The organism is Bacteroidia bacterium (genome assembly GCA_016218155.1).
Classification (GTDB): domain Bacteria; phylum Bacteroidota; class Bacteroidia; order Bacteroidales; family GWA2-32-17; genus GWA2-32-17.
The window spans coordinates 1-12,443 of the sequence record JACREQ010000012.1; the positions used below are offsets into that span (position 1 = coordinate 1).

Sequence of the window (12,443 nt, forward strand, 5' to 3'; positions counted from 1 at the left end):
GCAAAAGTAATAAATTTTATTTTCAACAAAAAAAAATATCTACCTTTATCAAAAAAAAATATGAAAAAGATAATTTTTGTATTAATATCTTTGGTGTTTTTTGTTAGTTTAGTATCTGTAGCACAAGATGAAACGCCTGTTGATTCATTGAAAATGCCAAATGATCAAATTGTGATAAATATTTTATCGAACACTTGGCTAAATTCCCCGTCAGATATTACACTTATGCCTGTTTCAATTGGTACTGAGGTATATACTATGACTCCGATAATTGGAAAAAATTCTGCTTTAAGTTTAGCTATAGGTTGCGGGGTTGGAGCAACAAATGTTCACCATAATGCATTACCTTATGATAGTTTAGGAGTAACTTATTTTAGGCAAATACCTGGTGGTTATGAGTATATAAAGAATAAATTTACTGCTGCTTATATAGATATCCCAATCGAGGTTCGTTTTAGAACAAAACCTAATATTAAGAAAAGGAACTTTAAAGTAGCATTAGGTGGTAAATTCGGTTATATGATTTCAAATTATATTAAATATAGTGGAGATGATTTTAGAGTATCGTCTAAAAAGTTTGTGAAGTTTAAAGAATATAATATGTCAAATACTCTCCCTTATAGATATGGTATATTTCTTAGAATAGGTTATGGTAAAATAAACGGAATTGTTAATTATACTTTAAGTTCACTTTTCGAAAAAAATAAAGGTCCCGATGTGATTCCTGTATCATTCGGCCTTTCATTTACAATTTTATAATTTTTTTCAAACTAAGCCTTTTCTCATACTTTAAGCTTTTAGGTTTTTATACTTTTGTAAGATAATTTTATTTAAATCTTATGAAAAATATTTTAATTCTTGGTGCTGGTTTTTCAGCTGGTGTTATGATTAAATATTTGCTTAATAAAGCAAAAGAAAATAGCTGGAACATTACTGTTGGAGATATTTCAAAAGAAATTGCAGAAAAGAAAGTTGCCGGAAATCCTCTTGGAAGAGCAATTTTATTCGATATTAAAAACGAAAATCAAAAAATAGAAGAAATATCAAAAGCAGATTTAGTTATTTCTTTTCTTCCTGCTTTTATGCATCCAATTGTTGCTAAAGAGTGTGTAAAACAGGGTAAGCATATGGTTACAGCTTCATATGTTTCTAATGATATGAAAAATTTAGACAGTGAAGCCCGTTCAAAAGGATTAGCATTACTGAATGAATTAGGTGTTGACCCCGGTATTGATCATATGTCGGCTATGAGAGTAATAGATAAAATTAAAAACGAAGGTGGTAAATTACTTGCGTTTTCATCAAATACAGGTGGCTTAATTGCACCCGAATATGATAATAATCCATGGAATTATAAATTTACATGGAATCCAAGAAATGTTGTTGTTGCAGGGCAGGGAGTTGCAAAGTATATCGAAAAAGGAACCTTAAAATATATTCCATATACTCAGTTATTCCGTAGAATATACAGAACAAGTGTATTAAATATGGGAGAGTTTGATGTTTATGCCAACCGCGATTCGCTAGGTTATAGAGAGGTTTATGGTTTACAGAACATTCCTACTATTTTCAGAGGAACAATGCGTCGTCCTGGTTATTGCCAGGCATGGGATGTTTTTGTTCAGCTTGGTGCAACCGATGATACTTATCAATTAGAGAATGTAGATAAAATGACATACCGTGATTTTATAAACCTCTTTTTACAATACGATGAGAAATTATCTGTGGAAGAAAAATTGTGCAAGCTTTTGGATGTAGATCCAAAATCAGAAACAATGAAAAAATTGTTATGGTTAGGTATTTTTGAAAAAAAACTAATAGGATTAAAAGAAGCTACGCCAGCTCAGGTATTACAGCATTTACTTGAACCTAAATGGGTACTTTCTCCCGAAGACAAAGATTTAATTGTGATGCAACATAAGTTTGAATATGAACTTAATGGCAAACGTAAAGAAATTACTTCATCACTTGTTGTTATAGGAAAAGATTCAACCGATACAGCTATGGCTATTACTGTTGGAATGCCTGTAGCTATTGCAGCAGAAATGTTATTGAAAGGTCAGATAAAAGTTACAGGAGTTCATGTTCCGGTAATTCCAGAATTGTATAATCCGATTTTAGATGAACTTGAGAAATACGGTATTAAATTTATTGACGAGGAAAGGGATTTGTAAGATTTATTATAACAAAAGTGAGTCATCTTGAGGAATTCGAATGATAGACTCATTTTTTATTAGTTTGTGTTAAGTATACTTGGTCAATTAAGTTAATTAATATCACAGAGGTTTAGCAGTTTTATTTAAACTAAAATCTTTAGATAAACTTACTGATATGCTTTTTTCTAGACCCATTTGTTTTCCATTATAATTTCTATATACAGGAATATCATATAAGATTGAAATGTTCCATTTTCCTCCAATGGCATACATTATTCTTGGAGAAACCAAAACTATCTGGCCACCGGTTCTGTCATTCAGTTCTAACATAACGTTATCTGTCTGGAGTATTTTATCGACACCTCTCAATTCATTTCTAACTTCCAAAACGGCAAAACATCTTTTAAAAAGTTGATTAGAAATAAATAATGAGTTAGATAATAACCAACCATACTGATAATCTTTATTTAAAAAATTATATTCAATTCGGTTGTTTGTAAATAATCTTCGATTATGTTTTGGGAAATTTTTTGTGATAAAAAAGTTTGCCGATATCCCATATGAATGAGTTGATGGTTGAAGATCCTTAGATAATTCTACATTTGGATGGTTTATATCGTGGGAGTTTTCATTTGAGAAAGGAAATTTTAAACCACCACTCAATGTAACTTCAATCTCTTTTGGTATACTTTTATATGGGCAGTACTTAAACGATATATTTCCAGTACCAATACCCCTTCCCAATTCAACATAATCAAAATCTTTTAATTCTCTTTTTTTATCAATAAAATAACCTGTTTCAAATTCAACTGAAACTCTTTTGGCTAATCCGTATCCTATAGATAAACTTGTAAAATCAAGACGAGTATATTTATAAATTCCATACTCAGTTAATTTTTTAGTACCCTCATAATAATAAAGGTTTTGACTATGTCGGTAAAATGAATTTATCCTTAATGAATTTTTTTCTAAAATACCAACATAAATAGAAGCACTTACTGGGCTACCGGCAGAACAGCATTGTGAATAAATATTTGAATTAAGAGAAAAAAATAAAAAAAATATAAGAATAAATCTATCTAACATGTACACTAATTGATTTTTCTGCATTGTTTCCATGTTTGTCAATAACCTTACATGTAATAATAAATTTTGCAGAATGGCAAACTGTCCATTTTGCATTACCATTTCCTAAATCAACAAATGAACCCCAACTTAAACTAGTTCCATTCTGAACATCAGACCATTCATACTTTAATTCATCCCCTTTTGCAACAGCTGTTAAATCAATAAAAGCATTAACTAATAGCGTTGTATCATTTGAAGAAAGACTTACAAATTCCAATGGAGTTTGAATTCCACTATCATCTTTGGATGCTTTTTTGCAAGAAGCTGCAAAAACTGAAATTATTATTAAAAGAAAAAATATTTTTTTCATATTGTCGATTTTATGTTTTATAACCAAAAATACAACATTTTTTGCTTGAATTTACAATTAAGTCTGTTTTTTTGACAAAAAGGTTGCAAGTGTAGACTAAATAAATGCTATTTTAAATCCATTCTTTTATCCAGTTTTCTGCAATTTTCAGAGTGTTTTGCAAGTCGTTATTTAGAAGTGTTTTATCAAAATGACCTGAGAAATTCATTTCCAATCCTGCTTTATTTATTCTTTTAATTATAGATTCTTCGTCATCAGTTGACCTTGCTCTTAGCCTTTCTTCAAGAATCTGAAGGCTTGGCGGACTAATAAATATTGATAAAGCATTATCACCGAATACTCTTTTCAGATTCATTCCACCTTTTACATCTACATCAAAAACAACTACATTACCTTTTGTCCATATACGATGAATTTCTGAACGTAAAGTTCCGTAATAACAATTTTCATAAACTTCTTCCCATTCAATAAAATCTTGATTATTTATTTTATCCCTAAATTCATCTGCAGAAATATAGAAATAATCTTTACCATGAATTTCATTACCTCTTATTTTGCGGCTTGTAGCCGAAATACTGAATTCAAGTTGAGGAAAAATATTTAATAAATGTTTTACAACTGTCGTTTTTCCAGCTCCTGAAGGTGCCGAGAATATTATTACTTTTCCAACCATTAAAGTATGTTTAATAATTGTTCTTTAACTTTTTCCAGTTCATCTTTCATTTGAATAACTATTTGTTGAATTTCTGAATGATTTGCTTTAGATCCAAGGGTATTAATTTCTCGTCCGATTTCCTGACAGATAAAACCTAGTTTTCTTCCTGAATTTTCTTCTTTACAGGTTTCTATAAAATATTTACAATGGTTGTTAAGTCTAACTTTTTCTTCAGTAAAATCCATTTTTTCAAGATAATATATCAGTTCTTGTTCAAACCTGTTTTTATCAAAATTTTCTTTAGTTAAAAGCTCATTTAAATTTAGATTTAACCTGTTTCTAACTGTTTCGATTCTTTGAGGCTCAAATTTTTCAACTTGATTATGTAGTGCTTCAATATTGTAAATTCTTTGTAAAAGTTCTTTTTCTAATACTTCTCCTTCAGTTTTTCTGAATATTATCAATTGATGAATTGCATTGTTTATTGTTTCCTGCACAATACTCCACTCATTTTCATCCAATTCATTGTTTGGTTGTAAAAGCACATCTGGAAGTCTTGTTATGATGCTTGCCCAATCGGTATTTTGATCAGGGAAAAGTTCTTGTTGTATCGGTTTTAACTGGTTATAATAATTCGCAAAAACATCCTTATTTACAGAAACCGGTTTTTCAATTTGTTTTGATTCCAGATAAACCGATAATTCAATTTTTCCGCGTTCAAGCTTTTTTACAATTTCATTTCTGATTTCAGTTTCTTTTTCTCGGTAGGTTGAAGGTATTTTTAAGTACACATCAGCCTGTTTGCTATTTAAAGATTTTATTTCAGCTGAGATTTTTTTACCGGCATTCTCACTTATTGCTTTCCCAAAGCCGGTCATTGATTTTAACATAAAATTATGTGTTTTTAATGAATCATTGTAATAGTTAAAACTTCGTTTTGTTGAGGTCTTACCTGTACTATTGAAGTTTTTGAATAACTTAATCCACCAATATTATTATTAAAAGCCAAGACATAGTAATTCCCATAATTTATATAACCAAAATATGCGGTATTTCCTGTTCCGGTATATAATCTGTAAATGGCAAGATCATTATTTGAAGCAGCTAAATCGGCTGTTATATCATCACGTGAAGCATATAAAAATACGTCTGTATTAGATGCGTTTACAACTTGATTAGATGGATTTAAATATTTTACATATACAGTTAATTTTCCTGTCATTCCGGAAGTATCGTATGTAAGTATCTGCTGCTGATCAGGTATTGTGTCTTTTGTTTTTTTGCATCCTGAACTAATTGAATATACAAATAACAAAATTCCAATAAAGTAGATTATGTTTTTCATTTTTGAATATTTTCAGATTCAAAGATATACTAATTTAAAAAATGAACCAATATTAAACATGAAATTTGACGATATCATAAATTTAAAATTATTTACATTAATTCTAAATAATAATTGTTTTTTTTTGTAACTTTGGTAATAATTATTTTAAATGAATATTCTAAGTACTATTTCAAACAGACATAGCCCACGTTCATTTGATAAAAAGAATGTGGAGAAAGAAAAAATTGAACTTTTAATTGAAGCTGCCAGATGGGCTCCATCTGCTTTTAATAATCAGCCATGGCGTTTTTTTATTGCAATTAAAAGCGAAAATGAAGAATTTTACAATAAAGCAATAGATTGTCTTACAGATTTTAATAAGCTTTGGGCTAGATCTGCTCCTGTTCTTATTTTAACAGTAGTTAAAACTACATATGATCACAATAATAATGTTAACAAATATGCATTTCATGATTTAGGCTTAGCTATTGGAAATATGATGAATCAGGCAACTGATATGAACTTATTTATGCATCAGATGGCAGGGGTAAAGTTTGATAAAATGAAAGAATTATTAAACTTGCCTGAAAATCATGAACCTGTTTCTGTTATTGCAATAGGATATATAGGAAAAATTGAAGATCTTCCTGTTGAAATACAGAAAGTCGAAAACGAAAAAAAACGGATTCGAAAATCCTTTGAAGAAATATTAAAATATTCACCTTTAAACTAGTTTGTTATGGCATTTGATAAAATGGATAAAAATGGAAAGGATTATACAAATGGTGAAATTGTAGTAACATGGACACCACGGCTATGCGATCATTCCGGGGTTTGTATAAGTGAGTTGCCTGATGTTTTTAATAGTATTAAAAGACCATGGATTATTATGGATGGGGCTCCTTCGTTAGCAATACAAAGAGTTGTTGATCTCTGTCCCACAAGAGCCTTAACATGGAAAAAAGTCGAAAAAACAGAAGTAGCTGTTGAAAAAGACAAGGAAAAGGAAACCGAAATTGCATTAATGAAGAATGGGCAGATTCGTATTTCTGGAAATTTTAAACTAATTGATGAGAATGGTAATATAATCTCATGTGCTGATAAGGTTTCACTTTGCAGGTGCGCGAAATCAAAAAGGTTACCATTTTGTGATGGTAGTCACAGGCATTAAACTAAGCTGTTTTCTTTAGTTTATTTTTTATAACAGTTATTATTATTGGTAGTACTGAAACTATTACAATGCCTATAGCTACAAGTTCTATATTGTTTTTTACCCAAGGAATAGTGCCTAAAAAGTAACCTGCAAAAGTCAAACTGCAAATCCAAACAGCACCTCCTAATATATCATATGAAAGGAATCTTCTATATTTCATTTCAGCAATACCAGCAACAAATGGAGCAAAGGTTCTTACTATTGGAACAAATCGGGCCATAATTATTGTTTTTGTGCCATATTTTTCGTAAAAAGTATGTGTTTTATCAAGATATTTCTGCTTTACAATAAATCTTCCTCTGAATTTTATTTTCATCACTTTTAGTCCAAGAGTTTTTCCAATCCAGTAATTCGAGTTATCGCCTAATACTGCTGCAAAAAATAGCAAAACAATAAGGTATACAATATTAAGCAGTGGCTCGCCTGTAACTTTATCAAGTTGGTTTGCAAATAATCCGGCTGTAAACAATAGTGAATCTCCTGGTAGAAATGGCATTGCTACGATTCCTGTTTCAATAAAAATAACAAGGAACAGAATTAAGTAAATATAAGTTTGGTATGTATTAATTAGCCATTCAAAATCTAAATCTAAAATATGTTTGAAAAGTTCCATAATGTATTTTTTTGCCAAAGATATATATTGTTTTGTTTTAAAAAAGAAGAGGATTACAATAAATGCATAGATTATATTAATAACAAAATACAGAAATAAAGATTTTGTTAAAAACCTGAATTTCTGTTAATAACTAATAAAACTCAATCTTAGCTTGATTTTTTGAGTTAAATATATAATAATCTATATTCTAGTATTATTTATTTAAATCTAGAATAGTAAAGGTTTTTATATTAAACTAACAAATTGTGAATAACTCATGTTAATGAGTTGTTTATTTAAACAATATAAAATGCTTGCATTTGGAGTTGTTACTATTGTATATTTGTATCATCAGGTGAGCGATAAAAGGTTAACCTGCCAAAGTAAGGGAAATGCAGAGTTGCTCTGTAAAAGGTTCAATAAAACATTTCCGGGTTCTTTCAAGCAATTGAAAAATTGTAACAAGGCTCGCAGTTAATGAGCCGAATCGCAAATAAAGTTAAAGCTTTAGAAGCGAAGATAAATACAAAAGACGCAAGTCATATATTTATCTGCAATAGGTTGGTTTAATCACCACTAAAATTCGCGAATTTGGGTAACCAGATCACGATGCCGAAATGTTTCGGGTAATGCAAGGGTAAAACTGAGCAGGGTAATTGTTAACAGCCAAGGCAAAGGAAAAGGCAACTCTAAACCGGTTGTCACATTCGATGCCGGATCAGCAAGTTGAACGTTGGTAACGACGTGCAAATAAATGATCTGCTTTTGCAAGTGATGGGAATACGGTGTTTCTTTATTGAGGCAAACGTTCCCGGAGTTAAAAAAGATTTATCATTTTTAACTGACCGCAATAACAGTAATCTGAATCGATTAGGAAGTTTACTTCCTGTTTGATAAACGGGGATTTTCGTAAAGAAAGTTCCCGTTTTGCTTTTTTATTCATTGATTATCAATTTTTTTGATAAATATTTGGTATATATATTCAAATTATCATATATTTGCCTCATAATTGAAAAATCAGTCAGTTATAGGTTTTTTTTTACTTTTTTTGTAAAAAAATCTGCAAAGATTATTTTTTCGATTAATTTATTTTCTAATTAATTAATTTTTATTATTTTATGAACATTTTTGTTGCAAATTTGAACTATAAAGTTCAGGACGAATAATTAAAACAACTTTTTGAAGGATTCGGAACAGTTGACTCAGCTCGCGTAATTATTGATCGTGAAACAGGTCGTTCAAAAGGTTTTGGTTTTGTTGAAATGTCAAATGACGAAGAAGCAAATACAGCTATCAAAGAACTTGAAGGTAAAGAAGTTCAAGGAAAAAACATAGCAGTTAAAAAAGCTTTCGAAAGAAATAGCGAAAGACCACAACGTCAGGATCGTGGTGGTTATAATTCATAAGAAAAGGAATCAATACCTTTTTTTATAAAAGATAAGTCCGGTAAAATATTTTACTGGACTTTTTTATTTTTTAAAAAATTTGAACCTTTACATAAAATTAATCTTTAAAATAATGAAACGAATAATTGGTTCTTTATTATTAATACTTTTTGTATACACTGGCTTTGGGCAGAAAGTCTCTTTAGAAGATGTATGGGTAACTTATAAATTTTATGCATCAGGACTTGATGACCTTGCATCAATGAAAGATGGTGAAAGCTATACTTTGCTTTTAACTGATAATAATATTGTAAAATATAATTATAAATCAGGTAAAGAAATTGGTAGTTTGTTTTCATTATCACAATTACCAAAGTCAGATAAAACACCAGTTAAAATAGAAAGTTATTCATTTAGCGAAAATGAAACCAAAATACTTTTTTCATGTGATAAAGAACAAATTTATCGCCACTCTTTTAAAGCAAGTTATTATGTATGGGATATTGCAAATAAGAAACTTACTTCTTTGTCAGAAAATGGTAAGCAACAAATTGCACAACTTTCACCTGATGGAAATAAAGTAGCTTATGTGAGGGACAATAATATTTTTATTATGGATATTGTTAAAAATACCGAAATCCAAGTAACAAATGATGGTAAATTTAACTTTATTATTAATGGTGTGCCTGACTGGGTATATGAAGAGGAGTTTAGCTTCTCAAGCGCATTTTCATGGTCGCCTGATGGAAAAGATCTTGCATTTATGAAATTTAATGAAAGTGATGTGAAAGAATTTAGTATGCCTATGTATGGTACTTTATACCCAACAGAATACAAATACAAATATCCAAAAGCAGGCGAAAAAAACAGCATTGTTACATTACATGTATATAATGTTGCCGAAGGAAAAACAATACCAGTTGATATAGGGCAGGAAATAGATCAGTATATTCCAAGACTAATGTGGACAAAAACTCCGGGAGTTTTAAGTTTTATTAGAATGAACAGATTGCAGAATAAACTTGAATTATTTGCTGCTGAAGCTTCAACAGGCATTTCAACTGTTATCTATACTGAAGAAAATAAATCATATATAGAAATTACCGATAATCTAGTTTTTACTGATGATGGAAAATATTTTTTTACCGTAAGTGATAAAAGTGGGTATAATCATATCTATATGTATGATATGCATGGAAGTTTGGTAAGTCAGGTTACTGATGGAAACTGGGATGTAGATGCTTTTAAAGGTTATGATGCAAAGTTAAATATAGTATATTATACATCATCTGAAGTTTCGCCATTACAACGTAATTTGTATTCTATTGGTGCAGATGGCAAAAATAAAAAACGCTTGACAACCCATGATGGTACTAATGATATTAGTTTTAGTACTGGTTTAAAATATTTTATTAATAATTTTTCAAGCGCAACTAATCCTAACTTTTATACTTTAAATGATAATAAAGGTAAGCAAATAAGAGTTATTGAAGACAATGCCGGTTTGCTTGAAAAGGTTAATATTAGTAATTTTTCTAAAAAAGAATTTTTTAAATTTAAAACATCTGATGGTGTTGAGTTAAATGGATGGATGATTAAACCTGCTGATTTTGATGCTTCTAAAAAATATCCTGTATTAATGACTGTTTATGGTGGACCTGGTTCACAGGAAGTATTAGATAAGTGGGATTATTATCAGGTATGGCATCAGCATTTAGCGTCAAAAGGCTATATTGTTGCATGTGTTGATAACCGTGGAACAGGAGCCAGGGGAGCTGAGTTTAAAAAAGTAACTTATCGGAATCTTGGCAATATAGAAACTATTGATCAGATTGAGGCAGCCAAATATCTTGGAACATTAAATTATATCGATGGATCAAGGATTGGTATTTGGGGTTGGAGTTTTGGAGGATATCTTTCTACACTTTGTTTGGAAAAAGGTGCAGGTGTGTTTAAAATGGCAATTGCTGTCGCTCCTGTAACAAATTGGAGATATTATGACTCAATTTATACTGAGCGTTATAATGGTTTGCCACAGGATAATGCTACAGGTTATGATGATAATTCACCGATAAACCACACAAAGAAAATAAAAGGAAAATATTTATTATGTCATGGAACCGCCGATGATAATGTGCATTTTCAAAACAGTATGGAGTTAGTTACAAAACTTGTTGAAGGTAACAAACAATTTGAATCACAATTTTATCCTAATAGTAATCACGGGATTTATACTGGCAGAAATACAAGGTATCACTTATTTTCCCGAATGACAGATTTTATAGCTGTTAATTTATAATTTTGCCTTTGTTTTGCCCGGATGGCGGAATTGGTAGACGCGCTAGTTTCAGGTACTAGTATCCGTGAGGTTGTGCAGGTTCGAGTCCTGTTTCGGGCACTTTTACAAAAAGTATAAATCTTTTTTTTAACAGGACGAGAAGTTTATCCCGACATTTGGGAGCAAATGGTTGGGAAGTCTTGTTTCGGGCACTAAAGTTATTTCAAAATTATTTTATATCTTTGCAATGCAAATTGCCCAGGTGGTGGAATTGGTAGACATACCAGCTTGAGGGGCTGGCGCCTGTATGGGTGTGCAAGTTCGAGTCTTGTCCTGGGCACTATTTAAAGGTCATTCAAAAGAATGACTTTTTTTATTTTTTTTGACAAGACGAGAAGCCTGTCCCGACAAATGGAGGGGAGTCTTGTTCTGGGCACTATCTAAAGGTCATTCATAAATGAGTGGACTTTTTATTTGATGCTATTTACCTAAAACAGAGCTGTAAAACCCAGTTATACATAGGATAAATTTTGCAGCAAGAATTAACCCTGACACATGTAGTATTATCAGACTGGTAACAAGTAATGTCATGCTTGGTACAAAAACCATAACAATTAACATGATAAATCCTAAAAGCATTCCATATAAAGGAAAATTCCAAGGAAATTTTACAATCTTTTCCATTTTTATTTAATTTAATAATTTGTTTTAATAATAGCCATAGACCTTAGTTTGAAGCTGTGTATCAAAATTATTTAATACTTGCCTAAATAGTTTTAAACCGCTAATATAATTATTTTTTGTGTATTATTAAGCTACATAATTTAAGTAAAACTTGTTTCTTCAATCTGTATTAAAACAAATTTAATAGTGAATGCAGTTTGTTTAATTTTCATCTCAAATTTTAATTGTTGTCTTTCTGCAATATTCATCTGAATTTTTTCTGATGCTTGTTTTCCTTTGCCTGCCTGAATTGTTATTATACCCAAAGGGGTATCAAAAAACTTTGTTCTGCCATTATCAATTATGCCCGCTTTTTTATCGTTTATAAAAATGGGAATTCCAACCATTGAACTTTGAAATGCTTTTTTTCTTGTAACAAAAATTCCTGTTCTATCGGTTGATATGTTTTCTTCTGATTTTTTTCTAAGGAGTTTACTTACTGTTATAAAAACGAAAACAGGGGAGAGTAAGATAATCCATGTTAACAGTACTACCAGATTTATGCTATAACTGTCGCCTTCATGCGGAGCAAAAATGTTAATAAAGAACAGAGCAGGCTGAGCTTCTAAAATAGTACTGGTAATTGCAATAGTTGCTGTTAAAATTGTATAAATAATGATTAAGATTCGCTGCATAAAAATTGTTTTAGCAAATATATCTTTTTTATTCTATT

Annotated in this window: 13 protein-coding genes, 2 tRNA genes and 1 pseudogene; 8 read left to right on the top strand and 8 right to left on the bottom strand. The window is 30.4% G+C overall.

Features of this window, described 5'->3' with window-relative positions; genetic code table 11:
- The first annotated feature begins 60 nt into the window (after nt 1-60).
- Nucleotides 61-759 (top strand): outer membrane beta-barrel protein, encoded by a 699-nt coding sequence (locus HY951_02035; protein MBI5538811.1) that lies wholly within the window; start codon nt 61-63, stop codon nt 757-759.
- 80 nt (nt 760-839) lie between these two features.
- Complete coding sequence (locus HY951_02040; protein ID MBI5538812.1) at nt 840-2,174, top strand: saccharopine dehydrogenase NADP-binding domain-containing protein; 1,335 nt, start codon at nt 840-842, stop codon at nt 2,172-2,174.
- A 102-nt stretch (nt 2,175-2,276) separates the two neighbouring features.
- Here HY951_02040 and HY951_02045 read toward each other — a convergent pair whose 3' ends face one another.
- The 5 genes from HY951_02045 to HY951_02065 all read right to left on the bottom strand — a co-directional run bounded on the left by HY951_02045 (nt 2,277) and on the right by HY951_02065 (nt 5,594).
- A complete protein-coding gene (locus HY951_02045; GenBank protein ID MBI5538813.1) occupies nt 2,277-3,266 on the bottom strand; it encodes a hypothetical protein in 990 nt (329 codons plus the stop codon).
- Nucleotides 3,232-3,594, bottom strand: coding sequence for a hypothetical protein (locus HY951_02050; GenBank protein ID MBI5538814.1), 363 nt, complete (start codon nt 3,592-3,594; stop codon nt 3,232-3,234). Before HY951_02050 ends, HY951_02045 begins: the two co-directional genes overlap by 35 nt.
- A 112-nt stretch (nt 3,595-3,706) precedes the next feature.
- Nucleotides 3,707-4,267: a guanylate kinase gene (gmk, locus tag HY951_02055; protein MBI5538815.1), complete on the bottom strand. Its 561-nt coding sequence runs from the start codon at nt 4,265-4,267 to the stop codon at nt 3,707-3,709.
- Entirely contained in the window at nt 4,267-5,139 is an 873-nt protein-coding gene (locus HY951_02060; GenBank protein MBI5538816.1) for a YicC family protein, read from the bottom strand. Before HY951_02060 ends, gmk begins: the two co-directional genes overlap by 1 nt.
- A gap of 14 nt (nt 5,140-5,153) precedes the next feature.
- Complete coding sequence (locus HY951_02065; protein ID MBI5538817.1) at nt 5,154-5,594, bottom strand: hypothetical protein; 441 nt, start codon at nt 5,592-5,594, stop codon at nt 5,154-5,156.
- 151 nt (nt 5,595-5,745) lie between these two features.
- Here HY951_02065 and HY951_02070 point away from each other — a divergent pair, with 151 nt between their 5' ends.
- Complete coding sequence (locus tag HY951_02070; protein MBI5538818.1) at nt 5,746-6,309, top strand: nitroreductase family protein; 564 nt, start codon at nt 5,746-5,748, stop codon at nt 6,307-6,309.
- A gap of 6 nt (nt 6,310-6,315) precedes the next feature.
- On the top strand, nt 6,316-6,747 hold the full coding sequence (locus HY951_02075; GenBank protein ID MBI5538819.1) for a (4Fe-4S)-binding protein: 432 nt from the start codon (nt 6,316-6,318) through the stop codon (nt 6,745-6,747).
- Nucleotide 6,748: 1 nt separating this feature from the next.
- Here the strand turns inward: HY951_02075 and HY951_02080 are convergent, their stop codons facing one another.
- On the bottom strand, nt 6,749-7,402 hold the full coding sequence (locus HY951_02080; protein MBI5538820.1) for a VTT domain-containing protein: 654 nt from the start codon (nt 7,400-7,402) through the stop codon (nt 6,749-6,751).
- A gap of 1,100 nt (nt 7,403-8,502) precedes the next feature.
- On the opposite strand from HY951_02080, the pseudogene HY951_02085 reads away from it, so the two are divergent.
- From HY951_02085 to HY951_02100, 4 genes and pseudogenes are all read left to right on the top strand, one after another.
- Nucleotides 8,503-8,790, top strand: a pseudogene (locus tag HY951_02085) (RNA-binding protein).
- 112 nt (nt 8,791-8,902) lie between these two features.
- On the top strand, nt 8,903-11,068 hold the full coding sequence (locus HY951_02090) for a S9 family peptidase (protein ID MBI5538821.1): 2,166 nt from the start codon (nt 8,903-8,905) through the stop codon (nt 11,066-11,068).
- A 15-nt stretch (nt 11,069-11,083) separates the two neighbouring features.
- Nucleotides 11,084-11,167, top strand: a tRNA-Leu gene (locus HY951_02095).
- Nucleotides 11,168-11,303: 136 nt separating this feature from the next.
- Nucleotides 11,304-11,387: transfer RNA gene (locus HY951_02100), tRNA-Leu, on the top strand.
- Between the two features lie 140 nt (nt 11,388-11,527).
- Here the strand turns inward: HY951_02100 and HY951_02105 are convergent.
- Together HY951_02105 and HY951_02110 are read right to left on the bottom strand one after the other, a co-directional pair.
- Complete coding sequence (locus HY951_02105; GenBank protein ID MBI5538822.1) at nt 11,528-11,731, bottom strand: hypothetical protein; 204 nt, start codon at nt 11,729-11,731, stop codon at nt 11,528-11,530.
- Between the two features lie 140 nt (nt 11,732-11,871).
- Complete coding sequence (locus HY951_02110) at nt 11,872-12,405, bottom strand: hypothetical protein (GenBank protein MBI5538823.1); 534 nt, start codon at nt 12,403-12,405, stop codon at nt 11,872-11,874.
- Nucleotides 12,406-12,443 lie beyond the last annotated feature (38 nt).